The organism is Microvirga sp. BF8 (genome assembly GCF_059888585.1).
This window is the reverse complement of the sequence record NZ_CM187619.1, coordinates 2,189,008-2,204,295: the sequence shown is the minus strand read 5'-3', so window position 1 is coordinate 2,204,295 and position 15,288 is coordinate 2,189,008. Positions and strand designations below refer to the sequence as shown.

General features: G+C 63.6%; 16 protein-coding genes and 1 tRNA gene. 10 read left to right on the top strand and 7 right to left on the bottom strand.

The features are described 5' to 3' along the window. Position 1: 1 nt before the first annotated feature. The 5 genes from sufD (at position 2) to AC522E_RS10545 (ending at position 4,042) form a co-directional block, all read left to right on the top strand. The gene (gene sufD, locus AC522E_RS10565) at positions 2-1,315 is read left to right on the top strand and encodes a Fe-S cluster assembly protein SufD (protein ID WP_500750398.1); all 1,314 of its coding nucleotides are present in this window, start codon (positions 2-4) and stop codon (positions 1,313-1,315) included. Between the two features lie 114 nt (positions 1,316-1,429). After that, the gene (locus AC522E_RS10560; RefSeq protein WP_500750397.1) at positions 1,430-2,665 is read left to right on the top strand and encodes a cysteine desulfurase; all 1,236 of its coding nucleotides are present in this window, start codon (positions 1,430-1,432) and stop codon (positions 2,663-2,665) included. Positions 2,666-2,738: 73 nt separating this feature from the next. Then, positions 2,739-3,059, top strand: coding sequence for an SUF system Fe-S cluster assembly protein (locus AC522E_RS10555; protein ID WP_500750648.1), 321 nt, complete (start codon positions 2,739-2,741; stop codon positions 3,057-3,059). A 226-nt stretch (positions 3,060-3,285) separates the two neighbouring features. Continuing rightward, positions 3,286-3,666 (top strand): Fe-S cluster assembly scaffold SufA, encoded by a 381-nt coding sequence (gene sufA / locus AC522E_RS10550; RefSeq protein ID WP_500750396.1) that lies wholly within the window; start codon positions 3,286-3,288, stop codon positions 3,664-3,666. 10 nt (positions 3,667-3,676) lie between these two features. After that, entirely contained in the window at positions 3,677-4,042 is a 366-nt protein-coding gene (locus AC522E_RS10545) for a TfoX/Sxy family protein (protein WP_500750395.1), read from the top strand. Between the two features lie 96 nt (positions 4,043-4,138). Here AC522E_RS10545 and AC522E_RS10540 read toward each other — a convergent pair whose 3' ends face one another. Both AC522E_RS10540 and AC522E_RS10535 read right to left on the bottom strand, forming a co-directional pair. Further along, on the bottom strand, positions 4,139-4,699 hold the full coding sequence (locus tag AC522E_RS10540) for an NADPH-dependent FMN reductase (protein ID WP_500750394.1): 561 nt from the start codon (positions 4,697-4,699) through the stop codon (positions 4,139-4,141). A gap of 118 nt (positions 4,700-4,817) precedes the next feature. Next, positions 4,818-6,239, bottom strand: a complete 1,422-nt coding sequence (locus AC522E_RS10535; protein ID WP_500750393.1) for a DEAD/DEAH box helicase — start codon at positions 6,237-6,239, stop codon at positions 4,818-4,820. 163 nt (positions 6,240-6,402) lie between these two features. Between AC522E_RS10535 and AC522E_RS10530 the strand changes: the two genes are divergently transcribed. Together AC522E_RS10530 and AC522E_RS10525 are read left to right on the top strand one after the other, a co-directional pair. Beyond that, positions 6,403-7,113 carry an alpha/beta fold hydrolase gene (locus AC522E_RS10530; protein ID WP_500750392.1) on the top strand — a complete coding sequence of 237 codons (711 nt, stop codon included), beginning with the start codon at positions 6,403-6,405 and terminating at the stop codon, positions 7,111-7,113. Positions 7,114-7,223: 110 nt separating this feature from the next. Beyond that, on the top strand, positions 7,224-7,880 hold the full coding sequence (locus AC522E_RS10525) for an outer membrane protein (RefSeq protein WP_500750391.1): 657 nt from the start codon (positions 7,224-7,226) through the stop codon (positions 7,878-7,880). Positions 7,881-8,024: 144 nt separating this feature from the next. On the opposite strand, the gene AC522E_RS10520 is transcribed toward AC522E_RS10525, so the two are convergent. Next, positions 8,025-8,363, bottom strand: coding sequence for a hypothetical protein (locus tag AC522E_RS10520; RefSeq protein WP_500750390.1), 339 nt, complete (start codon positions 8,361-8,363; stop codon positions 8,025-8,027). 151 nt (positions 8,364-8,514) lie between these two features. Beyond that, positions 8,515-9,144: a LysE family translocator gene (locus AC522E_RS10515; protein ID WP_500750389.1), complete on the bottom strand. Its 630-nt coding sequence runs from the start codon at positions 9,142-9,144 to the stop codon at positions 8,515-8,517. A 123-nt stretch (positions 9,145-9,267) separates the two neighbouring features. Here AC522E_RS10515 and AC522E_RS10510 point away from each other — a divergent pair, with 123 nt between their 5' ends. Beyond that, on the top strand, positions 9,268-9,966 hold the full coding sequence (locus tag AC522E_RS10510) for a helix-turn-helix transcriptional regulator (RefSeq protein ID WP_500750388.1): 699 nt from the start codon (positions 9,268-9,270) through the stop codon (positions 9,964-9,966). 98 nt (positions 9,967-10,064) lie between these two features. On the opposite strand, the gene glnA is transcribed toward AC522E_RS10510, so the two are convergent. Next, positions 10,065-11,474: a type I glutamate--ammonia ligase gene (glnA, locus tag AC522E_RS10505; protein ID WP_500750387.1), complete on the bottom strand. Its 1,410-nt coding sequence runs from the start codon at positions 11,472-11,474 to the stop codon at positions 10,065-10,067. A 68-nt stretch (positions 11,475-11,542) separates the two neighbouring features. Further along, a complete protein-coding gene (locus tag AC522E_RS10500) occupies positions 11,543-11,881 on the bottom strand; it encodes a P-II family nitrogen regulator (protein ID WP_500750385.1) in 339 nt (112 codons plus the stop codon). Between the two features lie 179 nt (positions 11,882-12,060). Between AC522E_RS10500 and AC522E_RS10495 the strand changes: the two genes are divergently transcribed. Then, a complete protein-coding gene (locus AC522E_RS10495; protein WP_500750384.1) occupies positions 12,061-13,548 on the top strand; it encodes an NAD(P)H-hydrate dehydratase in 1,488 nt (495 codons plus the stop codon). On the opposite strand, the gene AC522E_RS10490 is transcribed toward AC522E_RS10495, so the two are convergent. After that, a complete protein-coding gene (locus AC522E_RS10490; protein WP_500750383.1) occupies positions 13,541-14,914 on the bottom strand; it encodes a multicopper oxidase family protein in 1,374 nt (457 codons plus the stop codon). The two genes, AC522E_RS10495 and AC522E_RS10490, sit on opposite strands and share 8 nt — an antisense overlap. A gap of 181 nt (positions 14,915-15,095) precedes the next feature. Here AC522E_RS10490 and AC522E_RS10485 point away from each other — a divergent pair. Further along, positions 15,096-15,180 (top strand) — tRNA-Leu (locus tag AC522E_RS10485). Positions 15,181-15,288 lie beyond the last annotated feature (108 nt).

Below are 15,288 nucleotides of genomic sequence, written 5' to 3'. Positions count from 1 at the left end.
CATGGCTGACGTCACTCTCATGAAGACGCCCGCGGAGACCGGGCTGGCGCAGGCTTTCGAATCCGCAAAGGCCCTGTTGCCAGGCGACGCGGAGTCACGCGCCAGGGCTTTCGAGGTCTTCGATCGCAACGGCTTGCCGCATCGGCGGGTCGAAGAGTTCAAGTACACCGACCTGCGGGCCCTGATGCGCGAAGCGGCGCCCTTCGCCGCCAAGCCTTCCGCCGAAGCTGCGAAGGCGGCCCTGGCCGAAGCGACCGCGCTCTCCGACCTTGGGGCACTTCAGGTGCCGTTCGTGAACGGCCATTTCGTTCGTGATGCGGTGAAGTTCGAGGCCCTGCCCGAAGGCGTGGAAATCGTGCCGCTTGCTGAGGCTCTCGCATCCGGGCACGACTGGCTCGCTCACCTCAGCCCGATCCCGTGGGCAGCGGACAACCCCGTCTATCAGCTGAACACTTCGTTCATGGCGGACGGGGTGATGCTGCGCATCGTCGGGCCGGTAGAGACGCCGATCCATCTCCGTTTCGTGACGACGGGGAACACTGCCGTAGCGACCGCGACCCGGGTTCTCGTCCTGGTCGAGGACGGGGCTTCCGTCAAGATCCTGGAGAGTCACGAGAGCGGCGACGGCGTCGGGCATCAGCCCAACGATGTCGTCGAGGTGATCGCGGGCGACCGGACGAATGTTCGTCATGCTCGTCTTAATGCGGAGGGCGACAAGGCGCTCGCCCTCTCGACCCTGGCCGTGAAGATCGGCGCCGAGGCGGAGTTGATGAGCATCAACGTGGTCGCCGGCGCGGCTGTGTCCCGTCACCAGGTCTTCGCCCGGTTCGATGGCGAGAACGCCAAGGCGCAGATCAACGGCGCGACTATGGTGAAGGGCCGCCAGCACGCGGATTCGACCCTTGTGGTCGAGCACGCGGCTCCCCATTGCGAAAGCCGCGAGTTGTTCAAGACCGTCATCGACGATGAGGCGACCGGTGTGTTCCAGGGCAAGATCATCGTTCCCCATCATGCGCAGAAAACCGATGGGCGCATGATGTCGGCAGCGCTCCTTCTCGCCGAGGGTGGCGCGATGAACAACAAGCCGGAACTCGAGATCTTTGCCGACGACGTTCAGTGCGCCCACGGGGCGACCTGCGGCCAGCTCGACGAGGATCTGCTGTTCTACCTCATGGCCCGCGGGCTGCCGAGGAAGGAGGCCGAGAGCCTCCTGGTCCAGGCGTTCCTTGGCGAGGCGATCGAGTTCGTTGACAACGAGGCCGTTCGCGAAGCCCTGGTCGGCACCGTCGAGGCATGGCTGCGGGCTCGTGCCTAGCAACGCGAAGCGTCATGGCCGGAGCCGGTCCGGTCAGGACGCCTTCCACGCCTTCAGAAGAGGCGTGAACTCCCGGTACAACCCCGAGGGATGGCGGCGGAGGAAAGTCAGGCAATGAACATGCAAGCGAAGCCCTACAACGTCGAGGCGGTCCGGGCCCAGTTTCCCATCCTGTCGCAGCAGGTCTATGGCAAGCCGCTCGTGTACCTCGATAATGCCGCCTCCGCGCAAAAGCCGCGGGCGGTGATCGATGCCATGGTCAACACCATGGAGACGGGCTACGCCAACGTCCATCGCGGCCTGCATTTCATGGCGAACGTGGCGACCGAATCGTTCGAACGGGCACGCGAGACCGTACGCGCATTTTTGAACGCCGAATCGGCGAATGAGATCGTCTTCACCAAATCGGCGACTGAGGCCTACAATCTTGTGGCGGACTCCTTCGGCCGCATGGCCATCGGAGAGGGGGATGAGATCATCCTCTCCATCATGGAGCACCATTCCAATATCGTGCCCTGGCATTTCCTGCGCGAGCGCAAGGGGGCCGTCATCAAATGGGCGCCCGTTGACGAGGAGGGCAATTTCCTCCTGGACGAGTTCGAGAAGCTCCTCTCGCCTCGCACCAAGATCGTTGCCATCACCCATATGTCGAACGTGCTCGGCACGGTCACGCCGATGAAGGATATCATCCGCATCGCCCATGCGCATGGGGTCCCGGTCCTGGTCGACGGGGCGCAGGGCGCGGTCCATCTGGATGTCGATGTTCGGGATCTCGATGCCGATTTCTATGTCCTGACAGGGCACAAGGTCTATGGGCCCACCGGTATCGGCGTCCTCTACGGCAAGAAGGAACTGCTGGCCCGCATGCCGCCTTACCAGGGTGGTGGCGAGATGATTCAGGAGGTCCGCCGCGACGCAATCACCTATAACGACCCGCCGCACCGGTTCGAGGCCGGGACGCCGGCGATTATAGAAGCCGTCGGCCTGGATGCGGCCTTGCGATTCATGATGGAGCTCGGCCGCGAGAATATCCGGGCCCATGAGGCGGCGCTCTCGGACTATGCCCATCAGCGCCTGGGCGCGATCAACTCGCTGCGGATCTACGGGCGCGCGAAGAACAAGGGTGCAATCATCGCCTTCGATATGAGGGGAGCCCACGCTCACGATATCGCTACGGTGATCGACCGCCAGGGCGTCGCCGTGCGGGCCGGCACCCATTGCGCCATGCCGCTTCTGGAGCGGTTCGGGGCCACGGCCACCTGCCGCGCGTCATTCGGGCTCTACAACACTCTGGAAGAAGTCGATAAACTGGCCGAAGCCTTGCAGAAGGCTGAAGCCCTGTTCGCGTGAGGACAATCCTGTGAACGACCTGACCCCGATCCACGATGCGCCCAACGCGCCACAGGTGACCCCCGGCAGCGGAATGCCGCCGGAAGAGCTCGACCGCATGACGGACGACATCGTGGCCGCGCTCAAGACCGTCTACGACCCTGAGATACCCGCGGATATCTACGAGCTGGGCCTCATTTATCGTGTCGAGATCGATGACCAGAGGAATGTTGCCATCGACATGACGCTGACCGCCCCTGGCTGCCCGGTGGCCGGAGAGATGCCGGGCTGGGTGGAGAATGCGGTCTCGACCGTGCCGGGTGTGCAGGGTGTCACGGTGAACATGGTCTTCGATCCGCCTTGGGACCAGAGCCGCATGTCCGACGAGGCCCGGGTCGCGCTCGATATGTGGTGACGGGCCTCCCGGGGCCGTGCCGTGACGAAGTGACCGAATAGGCCGGATCCAGCGACCATCCCATGGCAGGATGGACGTTTGCCAGGGATCGGATTGGCGCTCCCCGCGTGGCCTCGGGTGTGCTGCAGGGCCGATACACCTCGACGTTGGGCCTCCGATCTCCTATCTTTAAAAAAATGGACTCGTTCTGCCCGGGCCTTGAACCCGGACGTCAGGAGAGAAATCAATGGCACTACCCGGTTTCAAGGTCGTCACCTTGACTGATGCGGCGGCGAGCCGCGTCAAGGAGATTATCGCCAAGGCGGAGCGTCCCATCGTGGGTGTTCGCGTCGGCGTGAAGAACGGCGGCTGCGCCGGCATGTCCTACACCATGGAATACGCCGAAGCCGTTTCGCCCCTCGACGAGGTGGTCGAGGACAAGGGCGTCACCGTCCTGATCGACCCGAAAGCGGTGCTGTTCCTGCTCGGGACCGAGATGGATTTCCAGACCACGAAGCTCGCGTCGCAGTTCGTCTTCAACAATCCGAACCAGACTTCGGCGTGCGGGTGCGGCGAGTCGGTCGCGATCACGCCGGCCACGCCCGAGAAGCTTCAGCCCGCCGAGTAGCAATTCGACCATGGACGTCGAGGCCATCCAGGACATTTTCCGGGCGCTCGGGCCCGTCCGCATCCGCCGCATGTTCGGCGGCCACGGCATTTATCGCGGCGATGTGATGTTCGCCCTCGAATCGGACGGCGAGATCTACCTGAAGACCGATTCCGGAACCGTCACAGTTTTCGAAAACCTTCAATCGCGGCCTTTTACCTATGCAAGCCGCAACGGCAGAACCACGACCATGAGCTATTGGCTCATGCCTGAATCCGCGATGGAGGACGATGCCGAGGCGCAGCGCCTCGGCTCCCTCGCTCTCGAGGCCGCCTACCGGGCGCGGGCGGCAAAGCCCGCCAAAGGACGCTTCAAGCCGACGGCCCGGTCTGTCTAGCGTGTCAGACGCAACCGGAGGTCCGGGTCGGAAACCTGAGGGCGACGCCATCAAAGTGGAATGTGAGTTCTCCGCAACGAACGATGTTCGAGATCTTCACGCCGCTTTGCCTGCTGCCTCGATCCACGCCGCGAAGCTCACAAGGAATTTCGCCAGGAAGTCGCGTGTACCCTCGTTGGTGAGCTTGCCGTTCTCATCGAGGAGATGGGTGACGTTCCCGATATAGGCCTCCGGCTGCTGCATGGTCGGAACATTGAGAAAGACCAGCGATTGCCGCAGGTGATGGTTCGCGCCGAATGCCCCGATTGCACCGGGCGAGACGCTGACGATGGCGCCGGGCTTCCCATTCCAGGCGCTTTGGCCATAGGGGCGCGATGCCACGTCGATGGCATTCTTCAGGACGCCTGGCACGGAGCGGTTGTATTCAGGCGTTACGAACAGCACGGCATCCGCTGCCGCGACGGTCTTCCGAAAGGCAACGAAGGACTCGGGCGGCGTGGCGTCGTCATCCTGGTTGTAGAGGGGCAGGTGACCGATCTCGACAAATGAGAGCTTCATCCCGTCGGGAGCGAGGTCCTGAAGCGCTTTTGCGATCTTGCGGCTGAAGGATTCCTTGCGAAGACTCCCGACAAAGACGGCGACGTTGCGAGCGACCATGACGAATACCCCTGCTATGACAGCCGGCCACCGACACGGCGCCGGCACCGTGCGCCACGTCGACCGATGTCCTCGACTTTAGGGATTGTGTCGTGGCGGGCCGCTTTGGCAAGTCGTCCTATTTAGGTTTCTTGACCGGAACCGCGCGCAGAAGGAAGGCCGGTATGTGGTCGCCGAGCCCGACGACGGGCTCGTCCGAATCGTGGTCACGGCGGCTACCGCGGCCGCGGTCCCGCTGCGGTTCTTTCGCTGGAGAACGCTCCCGGTGGGGGGCGCGCTCTGCACGCGGAGCCTCACTCACCTCGGCCGCGGCTTCGGCCGGCGCTCGGGCACCGCTCCTGCGGCCGCGCGAACGCTCTGGGCCGCTGCGAACACGACGGCCGGTGGCGCGGCCGGGTGAGGCGGGGCGTTCGGCGAGGCTTGGACCTTCCCATTCGATAGGTTGGCCGATGAGCTTCTCGATGGCCGCGAGGGATTTCTCGTCGCCCGGGCCCACGAGCGTGAAGGAATACCCCGTCCGTCCCGCGCGGCCCGTCCGGCCGATCCGGTGGACGTAATCCTCCGCATGATGCGGGATATCGTAATTGAAGACGTGGCTCACGGCCGGGATGTCGAGGCCGCGCGCCGCGACGTCGCTCGCCACGAGGATCGTCGTCGTGCCGTTGCGGAAGCTCTCCAGCGCGGCCATGCGGGCATGCTGATCCATGTCGCCATGAAGGGCGGCGGCGTTGAAACCGTGCTTCTGGAGAGACCGGTGGAGCACGGCCACATCCCGTTTGCGATTGCAGAAGACGATAGCGTTCTTCAGGTCGGTTGCGTTGTTGATGAGGTCCCGCAGGGTCTCGCGCTTCTCGTAATCCTGGGATCCCGTGGCGACCAGGCGCTGTGTGATCGTCGCAGCGGTCGAAGCGGCCCGCGCAACTTCGATCTTGACAGGGTTGTGCAGGAACGCGTCCGCGAGACGCTGGATCTCGGGGGGCATGGTCGCCGAGAAGAAAAGTGTCTGCCGCGTGAACGGTACGAGTTTCACGATGCGCTCGATATCGGGGATGAAGCCCATGTCGAGCATCCTGTCCGCCTCGTCGATCACGAGAAGCTCGACCCCGGTGAGAAGGAGCTTGCCACGCTCGAAATGGTCGAGGAGGCGACCTGGGGTGGCGATCAGAACGTCGACCCCCCGGGTGATCTTGGCATCCTGGTCGCCGAACGAAACGCCGCCAATCAGGAGCGCGACGGAGAGCTTGTGATTGGCGCCATAGCGATCGAAGTTCTCTTCGACCTGGGCCGCAAGCTCCCGGGTCGGCTCGAGAATCAGGGTCCGCGGCATCCGTGCCCGCGCCCGCCCGCTTTCCAGAAGCGTCAGCATTGGCAGGGTGAAGGCAGCGGTCTTGCCCGTGCCGGTCTGGGCGATTCCAAGCACGTCCTTGCGCGCCAGGACCTCCGGTATGGCCTGGGCCTGGATGGGCGTCGGCTCCGTGTAGCCAGAGGTGGCGACGGCCTGAAGAACTTTCTCGCTAAGTCCGAGTTCGGCAAACGACATGAGGGTTATAACCGTTGAGAGCTGAACGCGCTTTCAATGCCCGCCGCTCGATACGGCAACAAACAGGCGCAAAACTGGTTTCACCTGAGGTTTTCTGCTCAAGTAAAGATGTGGCGGGACCATAGGACAAGCTATGGCCTTGTCAATCCAAGGAAAAGGCGCAATGGCCGAGACACTCGTATTGATTCCCGGACTCGCCAATACATCCAGCCTTTTCGAAGCGCAAATCGGTGCTCTTTCCGAAATGCGAAGGATCGTGGTCGCCGACCATGCCCGGGACGATTCGGTAGGGGGAATTGCGGCCCGCCTGCTTGCCACTGCTCCGGACCGTTTCGACCTCGCCGGTCTCTCCATGGGCGGCTATGTGGCGATGGAGGTCCTGCGTCAGGCGCCGGAACGCGTCGAACGGCTCGCTCTTCTCGACACCACCGCCCGACCGGATACGGAACAGGCGCGGGAGGATCGCCTGCGAATGATCGCCCTGGCTGAAGGTGGCCGCTTCGAGGATGTGATCGCCGGGTTCTGGCCGCGACTTCTCTCCGCACATGGCCAGGGAAACCCGGCCCTGAAGGCCAAGGTGCTCGGAATGATGCGGGAGGTGGGGCCTGACGCCTATGTCCGGCAGCAGCGGGCGATCATGGGACGTCCTGATTCCCGTCCGCTCCTGTCCGGGATAGAGATTCCCACCCTTGTCCTGGTCGGCGAGGAGGATGCCATAACCCCTCCCGAGGTCGCCCGTGAAATGGCCGAGATGATCGAATGGGCTTCCCTGATCGTCGTTCCGGGGGCAGGGCATCTGTCGACTCTCGATGAACCCGCGGCGGTGACCCGTGCCCTTCAACTATGGCTCGAAGTCCCTTCCCGTCGAAATTGACGGCATAAGCGGCTTGGTTCCGCCTGATTGTTGCAATCAGGTTACAGCCGCTTTTCTTTATTTAATGTAATACCATTGCCATGAAGTGTCCAAGCAATGGGATGAATCACATGAAAAAGATCCTGCTCTCTTCCGCGGCTCTGCTCGCTCTCACCGCTGGCGCCGTGGCGGCTGACCTTCCCTCCCGCGCCGCACCTGCGCCGGTCATGGCGGTTCCGGTGTTCACCTGGACCGGTTTCTACGCCGGCGTGAATGCCGGCTATGGCTGGAACACCAACGACAGCAGTCGCTATTATGATCCGATCCTTGGCTATTATGGCGGCAATCACAGCGACGGCGGCTTTGTCGGCGGTGCTCAGCTTGGGTACAATTACCAGATGGGCATGTTCGTGCTCGGCCTCGAGGCCGACCTGCAGTATGCCGATCGTGGCCGCGACAACGGCTATTATGGCCTCGGCTATTACGGCCATAACTCCTCCGACGATTGGTTCGGCACCGCCCGTGCTCGCGCCGGCGTCGCCTTCGACCGGGCCCTCGTCTACGCCACCGGCGGCTTCGCCTATGGCGACTCGAATGGCGGTTGGACCGTCGGCGCCGGCTTCGAATATGCCTTCACGAACAATCTGAGCGCCAAGCTCGAAGGCCTCTATGTCAATCTCGAAGGCCGCAACCGCTACGATGCCTACCTCGGATACTATGGCACCAACAGCAACGATGAGTTCGGCGTCATCCGCGCCGGTCTGAATTACCGTTTCGGCACCTACTGAGATCTCTCACTGTCTGATGAAGGGCCCGGTGGAAACACCGGGCTTTTTGTCATGGGCGGGCCGGTCCCGTGCCAAACTGGACGATGAACCGTGCCGTCGTGATCCACGCCGATCGCTCGCGTCCCTGCAGGCCGGCCACCGGCTTCATTTACGACAGGCAAATGGGGGAAATGTGCTCGCTGTCCCTGCGTTCATTGCCGCGACGACCATCATGTTCGCGAGATCCAGTTCCTCAGCGGAGCGAGGACAGACATTCGCCGCCTCGATGCAGCCCGAAGCCAGAAAGGACGCGTGAGCGTCGAGAAATTTCCGCCCCAGGCCCTGAGTGCCCCGAAGGGCGAGGGCCTCGGACCACGCCTGTTTATAGCGGGCGCATTTCACCTCGCGCCAACTCCGCACGGGTTCCTGAGCGAGGGCAGTCGGGATCTCGCCGAGGAGTACGGTCGCCAGCAGGGCTGCCAGAGCGACAATCGATTTGGTCATGCGGCTCATCCTGTCGCCTTCAGTCTCGTCGGAGCGCCGGTCAGGGAGCACGGGGGAGCAGCCAGGGTCAAGTCCAGGGCGACGGGTAGGCAGCCAGCATCCGCCGGCGGCCGACAGCATTCATGCGGTGTCCGATGCTCGAAATGCCGAACTAAGAACCGGACCGCAGGATCGTCGCCGCGGCGACAAGGATGAACAGGAATCCCGCCCCGCGCCCGACCAGCATGGTCGCACGTGGGCTCGACACCAGAAACGCGCGACTCCGAGCCGCCGCGAAGGCAAGGCCGCCATAGACGGCGAACTGCATCAGCAGAGTCATCGTGCCCATGATCAGGGCCTGGATCCAGATTGCGCCGTATTGCGGCAGCAGGAACTGGGGATAGACCGCGAGCACGAAGAGATAGGCCTTTGGGTTGAGAAGGCAGGTCAGGGCACCCTGCCTGAAAGCGGTCCAGGAAGATCGCGCATGTGTCGCGTTCACCGTGTCGATGGTGATCGAGCTCCGCATCAGCGTCAGGCCGATCCAGGCCATGTAGGCCGCACCCGCATAGAGAAGGGTCGTAAAGAACGCGGGCGCCAGGCGGGCCAGGATCGTAACCCCCACCGCGCCGAAGATCGTATGGACCGCGCCCCCCGCCATGATTCCCGCGGTCGCTGCAAGGCCGGCCCGCCGCCCCCCGGTCAGCGAATTGGCGAGGACGAACAACATGTCCATGCCTGGAATGACGATGATGCCGAACAGGAGAGTCAGGAAAAGCCAAAGATTCGCGCTATATGTCATGTCAGTTGCCTCATGCCATCAGAACTTCTGATGAACCGGATTCCATTGTTTCCCAATAGGATGGATGGCACCTGGCGGCAGCAGAACTGACAGCGTTGTGTCAGTTGCGAGAAGGGCGGGCTCATGCGGAAGGCATCACGGCTGTTCGAGATCATCCAGATCCTCCGGCTTGCGACGAAGCCGGTGACGGCGGCGCGTATCGCCGGGGACCTGGATGTCACGCCGCGATCGATCTATCGGGACATCGCCGCACTTCAGGCCATGGGCGTTCCGGTCAGGGGCGGGCGCGGCATCGGCTATCTCCTGCGACCCGGCTTCGATCTGCCACCGCTCATGTTCTCGATCGAGGAAACGGAGGCCATCGTGCTGGCACTCGCCCTCCTCGAGCGGACCGGGGACCCGGCGCTCAAGCAATCGGCCAGGAAGGCAGGTCAGAAAATCGCTGCCGCGCTGCCGCCACCACTGCGCCAGGCTCTGACGGGAAACGCTCTGCACGCCTGGGGTTCCGTCGCGCCGCCGCCTTCCGGCATCGACCTTGCCCTGGTCCGGGCTGCGATCCGCGAGGAGCGAAAGATCGAGATCGCATATCGCGACGAGAAGGGGCAGGCGACGCAACGGATCATCCGGCCGATCGCACTGATCTATTACCCGGAGGCGGCGAATGTCGTCGCTTGGTGTGAACTGCGCCAGGCCCTGAGGAACTTCCGTGCCGATCGAGTCGAGGGCAGCCAAGCCACCGAGGCATTCTTCAAAGGCGAGGGCGACAGCCTGAGACAACAATGGGTTGCCGGCTGGCGCTCGGAGGGCGCCCCTGTTCGCTGAAAATCGCGACCGTCCAAGGCCCATAAAAAAGCCGGAGCCCGAAGGCTCCGGCTGAGGAAGGCCGCTGTCCGCAGCCGGGAGGAAAGTATCCTGCTCGATCAGCAGGAGTAGTACATCTGGAACTCGACCGGATGCGGGGTCATTTCGAACCGGGCGACCTCGGTCATCTTCAACTCGATGAAGCTGTCGATAAAGGCGTCGTTGAAGACGCCGCCGGCCTTCAGGAAGCCGCGGTCCTTGTCGAGGCTCGCGAGGGCCTCGCGCAGCGATCCGCAGACGGTCGGGATCTTCTTCAGTTCACGCGGCGGCAGATCGTAGAGATCCTTGTCCATCGCCTGACCGGGGTCGATCTTGTTCAGGATGCCGTCGAGACCGGCCATCAGCAGCGCCGCAAAGGCCAGGTAGGGGTTGGCGGTTGGATCCGGGAAGCGAACCTCGACGCGCTTTGCCTTGGGCGAGGTCGTCCACGGAATGCGGCAGGAGGCTGAGCGGTTGCGCGCGGAGTAGGCAAGCAGGACCGGGGCCTCGTAGCCGGGAACGAGACGCTTGTAGGAGTTCGTCGACGGATTGGTGAAGGCGTTCAAGGCCTTGGCATGCTTGATGATGCCGCCGATATACCACAAGCACTCCTGGCTGAGGTCGGCATACTTGTTGCCGGCGAACATCGGCTTGCCGCCCTTCCAGATCGACTGGTGGACGTGCATTCCCGAGCCGTTGTCGCCATAGACCGGCTTCGGCATGAAAGTCGCTGTCTTTCCATAGGATTGGGCGACATTGTGAATGCAGTACTTGTAGATCTGCATTTCGTCGGCGGTCTTGACCAGCGTGTTGAACTTCGTGCCGAGCTCGTGCTGGGCGGAAGCCACTTCGTGGTGGTGCTTTTCGACGGTCACGCCCATGGCGGCCATGGCGGCAAGCATCTCGCTGCGCATGTCCTGGGCTGAGTCGAGCGGCGGGACCGGGAAATAGCCGGCCTTGGTCTGAATGCGATGTCCGAGGTTGCCGCCCTCGTAATCCGTGTCGCCGTTGATCGGCAGCTCGGAGGAGTCGAGCTTGAAGCCGGTGTTGTATGGGTCGGCCATGAACTTCACGTCGTCGAACACGAAGAACTCGGCTTCGGGTCCGACATAGACCGTGTCGCCGATGCCCGTGGACTTCAGGTAGGCTTCGGCCTTCTTGGCAATGCCGCGCGGGTCGCGGTCATAGGGCTCGCCGGTGGCGGGCTCGAGGATATCGCACACGATCGACAGCGTCGCGGCCGAGAAGAACGGGTCCATCTGCGCGGTCGACGGATCGGGCATGAGGGTCATGTCCGACTCGTTGATCGCCTTCCAGCCGGCGATGGACGAACCATCGAACATGACGCCGTCCGCGAACACGTCCTCGTCGACCATGGACTGGTCGAAGGTCACATGCTGCCACTTGCCGCGCGGATCCGTGAAACGGAAGTCGACATACTTGATGTCGTTGTCTTTGATCGCCTTGAGCACATCCTTGGCGGTCTGCATGATCGTTTCGTCCTCTTTTGCCCTTAGTGATTGTTCACGGCGCTCCGCCGTGGCCTAGCAAAGCGAGTTCAGATCGCGTCGGATCCGGTTTCGCCTGTTCTGATGCGGACGGCTTCTTCCACCGTCGACACGAAAATCTTGCCGTCTCCGATCCGGCCCGTTTGTGCAGCCTTCCGGATCGCCTCGATGGCGCTCTCGACCATATCGTCGGCCAAAACGATCTCGAGCTTCACCTTGGGCAGGAAGTCGACGACGTATTCGGCACCCCGGTAGAGCTCCGTATGGCCCTTCTGCCGTCCGAAGCCCTTGGCCTCGATGACCGTAATCCCCTGGAGACCGACTTCCTGGAGAGCTTCTTTGACTTCATCGAGCTTGAAGGGCTTGATGATGGCTTCGATCTTTTTCATCCCGGATCCGCTCTCGCTTCGAGGTTTTGCCGCTTTTAGCACCAGCAGAAAGGCCCTTCCATGGTCGCCGCGCACCAACTTCGGCAGTTTTGCTCCCATCGCAGGCAGTTCATGATTAAAGTTTGTGCAAATGCTGCAATGGCGATCTGCGGCCATCAAAGCTGCGCCATAATCCTCACATGACACGCCCTGAGCTGCTTCCGACCGCGCAACAGATGAGGGATGCCGACGCCGCTGCCATCGCAGCCGGCACAACGGGCTTTGCGTTGATGACGCGCGCCGGGCAGGCGGTCGCGGGCGGCGTGGAGTCCATGGCGCCTCCCGGGTCCGAAATCCTCGTCGTAGCCGGGCCCGGCAACAATGGTGGGGACGGCTTCGTTGCTGCGTCACTGCTGATCGCCAGGGGCTATCGTGTCTCCGTGGCGCTTCTCGGAAGTCGCGAGCGGCTCGGAGGCGATGCAGCGAGAGCTGCGGAGGAATGGACAGGCGCCATAGTCCCTGTTCGGGATGCTCCATGGCACCGCGCAGACGTGATCGTCGATGCCCTGTTCGGCACGGGTCTCGCTCGCGATCTCGAGGGCGACGCCAAGCTTGCGGTCGAACACATGAACGCCTCAGGGCGGCCCGTGCTCGCCGTCGACATCCCGTCGGGAATCGACAGCGATTCGGGCCAGGTGAGGGGCGTTGCTGTCATGGCCGACCGCACCATCACCCTAGCGGCGCGCAAACCCGGGCACCTCCTCCTGCCGGGAAAGCGGTTCTGCGGAACGGTCGAGCTCGTCGATATCGGAATCGATCCCCAGGCACCCGCGACGACCCGAATCGCCACTTTCGCCAACCACCCGGTCCTGTGGCAGGGCGCTCTGCCAAGGCCGGACCTTGGATGGCACAAGTACGAGAGGGGCCATACTTTGGTCGCCTCCGGGGGAGCCACCCGGACGGGGGCTGCCCGTCTCGCTGCGCGCGCGGCCCTGCGGATCGGATCCGGCCTCGTCACGGTGGCTTCCCCGCCAGAGGCGATCGGGGTGAATGCGTCTCATCTGACGGCGGTGATGCTACGCGGATGCGACGGTCCTGAGGGGCTTTACGGGATCCTGAAGGACGAGCGCTTCAACGCATTGGTGCTCGGGCCCGCCCTCGGGGTCCACGCCGCCACCCGGGCTATGGTGGCCGTGGCCATTCAGGCCCGGCGCTGCCTGTTGCTCGATGCAGATGCGCTGACCTCGTTCGAGGGCCTGGCTTCCGAGCTGCATCAGGCCTTCCTTGGCGCGCCGACCGTGATCACCCCGCACGACGGGGAGTTCAGCCGATTGTTCAAGGGACACCCTGATCTCCTTGATCCGCCTTCGAAACTTGAGCGCGCCCGCCGCGCCGCGGCCTATATGGGCGCCGTGGTTGTGGTGAAGGGGATGGATACCGTCGTTGCCGCGCCGGACGGACGCGCTGCCATTAACGAGAACGGCACGCCCTATCTCGCCACTGCGGGCTCTGGAGATACGCTCTGCGGTGTCATCGCCGGGCTGATGGCCCAGCACATGCCGGCCTTCGAGGCTGCCTGCGCTGGCGTCTGGATCCATGCGGAGGCCGGAGCGAGCTTCGGGCCGGGTCTGATCTCGGAGGATCTTGCCGACCTGCTGCCCGGCGTGCTCCGGCATTTGGTCAGCTGACCTCGATCCAGGACCAGAGCCCCGCATCGAACCGCTCCATCACGGATGATGCCAGGAGCCATTTGCCGGGATTGTCGGCAACGAAGGCGATCCGGATGGTCCTGTGTTCGGGCACCTGGACCGTATCGAGAAAGTAGGGCTGCCACCCGTCGTCCAGGGCGTGCAGCAGGCGGAAGGCGTGGCCGTGAAGATGGAACGGCTGAACGAAGGGCGTGTCGTTGACGAGGGTCAGAACGACGGGCGCGCCTCTCTTAACCCTGAGAAGGGGGGCCCCATGTACCTCTCCGGTCCCGCCATTGATCGTCCAGGGAGCGCCTGGGCTGTCCGGGGCGTGGCGGATGAGCAGGTCCTTGCGAACCGCCTTTTCGAGGGCAATAGCCTTCGGCAGCCTGGCGTTTTGGGGAAGCGGGCCGATGGCGGGGCGGGCCGGTTTAATCTCCCCCGCCGTCACGATCTCCACGAGGGGCATCCCGTCCCCTACCATCGCAACGATCTTGCCCTTCGCACCGGCCTGCGTGGGGAGGTCCACCAAGAGGTCGTAGCGATTGCCGGGCGCAAAGGGCAGGGAAGATCTCAGGGGCTCGAACGATCCGGCGGGCTGCCCGTCCACGGCAATCACGATCGGCTGGAGGTCGTCAAAGCGCAGGCGCATCGCCCTGGCGTTGCAGGCATTGGCGAGACGCAGCCTCAGGCGGCTGCCGGGGGCTGCCTCGATCCGCTGCGGCACAGCGCCACCGTTCACGGACAACAGGTTGCCGAGACGGCCGGCAGGGCTCTCCTCGCCAGCGGGCAGGAAGGGGCTCAGGGCGCCATCGTCGCCGAGCCGCCAATCATCGATCAGGAGAGGCAGGTCGAGGTCGACCGGCGGAGGAGATTGTTCCTCGACGATGAGCATCGCCGAAAGGCCGCGCTCGAGCGGCTCGGCGCTGCCGCCGATGACGCAGGGACGGATCAGGAAGGTTCCGGGCTCGGGCGGAGCGAAGCGGATCTCCTGGCTTTGCCCCGGAGCTACGGGTTGCTGGGTCAGGCCGCCGACCCCGTCCAGGGCGTTGGGGCCGCGGACTCCCTGAAAATGCAGGGATAGGGGCAGGGAGGTCTCGTTCCTGAAAGTAAGGCGCAGGTCCTCGCCATCCACAATGCGGATAGCCTGCGCCAGCCGGCCGTCGAAGGCGAGGGTTTGCGCCTCCCTGGCGGAATCCGGCTTCAGACGGATCGTGGCGGCTCTGGCTGGCAGGGGCCGGGACAAGCCATTGCCGCTCGCGGCAGGCGCCGAGGAGGGCGTGAAAGTGGCCGCGAGCGGGCCTTCCCGGGAGAGTCCGGCCAGGACCGTGGCGAGGCCGGCAGCGGCGGCACGGCGCGTGATCATGGAGGGCCTCTCTTCCGGGCGGTTGCTGGGCGGGACCATGGCTTGAACGCGAATGGCCAAGTTTTGTTGCTTTTCGGACGGACTCGCCGTTTCGCCAAACACGAACTTTTTTGATGCACCCGCCTTCAACCATGCTATAGAGCCCCGTCCCGGACGAGGGGTGCATCGCGCCGCCTCCCGCGCGGGCGTGGCGGAATTGGTAGACGCACTGGATTTAGGTTCCAGCGGCGAAAGTCGTGGGGGTTCGAGTCCCTCCGCCCGCACCAATCCCGTCAGGGTTGGTTTCCGGATGGCTCCGAGGGGCCTGGTTGGCGGCGAGCCGCAGCGGCCGGAGCCTGGGACGAAGATTTTTTCGAGTAAGCGAAGGCGATATA

Coding starts and splice junctions, on each gene's coding strand:
- sufD (WP_500750398.1), top strand. CDS start 2: ATGGCTGACGTCACTCTCATGAAGACGCCCGCGGAGACCGGGCTGGCG.
- AC522E_RS10560 (WP_500750397.1), top strand. CDS start 1,430: ATGAACATGCAAGCGAAGCCCTACAACGTCGAGGCGGTCCGGGCCCAG.
- AC522E_RS10555 (WP_500750648.1), top strand. CDS start 2,739: ATGCCGCCGGAAGAGCTCGACCGCATGACGGACGACATCGTGGCCGCG.
- sufA (WP_500750396.1), top strand. CDS start 3,286: ATGGCACTACCCGGTTTCAAGGTCGTCACCTTGACTGATGCGGCGGCG.
- AC522E_RS10545 (WP_500750395.1), top strand. CDS start 3,677: ATGGACGTCGAGGCCATCCAGGACATTTTCCGGGCGCTCGGGCCCGTC.
- AC522E_RS10540 (WP_500750394.1), bottom strand. CDS start 4,699: ATGGTCGCTCGCAACGTCGCCGTCTTTGTCGGGAGTCTTCGCAAGGAA.
- AC522E_RS10535 (WP_500750393.1), bottom strand. CDS start 6,239: ATGTCGTTTGCCGAACTCGGACTTAGCGAGAAAGTTCTTCAGGCCGTC.
- AC522E_RS10530 (WP_500750392.1), top strand. CDS start 6,403: ATGGCCGAGACACTCGTATTGATTCCCGGACTCGCCAATACATCCAGC.
- AC522E_RS10525 (WP_500750391.1), top strand. CDS start 7,224: ATGAAAAAGATCCTGCTCTCTTCCGCGGCTCTGCTCGCTCTCACCGCT.
- AC522E_RS10520 (WP_500750390.1), bottom strand. CDS start 8,363: ATGACCAAATCGATTGTCGCTCTGGCAGCCCTGCTGGCGACCGTACTC.
- AC522E_RS10515 (WP_500750389.1), bottom strand. CDS start 9,144: ATGACATATAGCGCGAATCTTTGGCTTTTCCTGACTCTCCTGTTCGGC.
- AC522E_RS10510 (WP_500750388.1), top strand. CDS start 9,268: ATGCGGAAGGCATCACGGCTGTTCGAGATCATCCAGATCCTCCGGCTT.
- glnA (WP_500750387.1), bottom strand. CDS start 11,474: ATGCAGACCGCCAAGGATGTGCTCAAGGCGATCAAAGACAACGACATC.
- AC522E_RS10500 (WP_500750385.1), bottom strand. CDS start 11,881: ATGAAAAAGATCGAAGCCATCATCAAGCCCTTCAAGCTCGATGAAGTC.
- AC522E_RS10495 (WP_500750384.1), top strand. CDS start 12,061: ATGACACGCCCTGAGCTGCTTCCGACCGCGCAACAGATGAGGGATGCC.
- AC522E_RS10490 (WP_500750383.1), bottom strand. CDS start 14,914: ATGATCACGCGCCGTGCCGCCGCTGCCGGCCTCGCCACGGTCCTGGCC.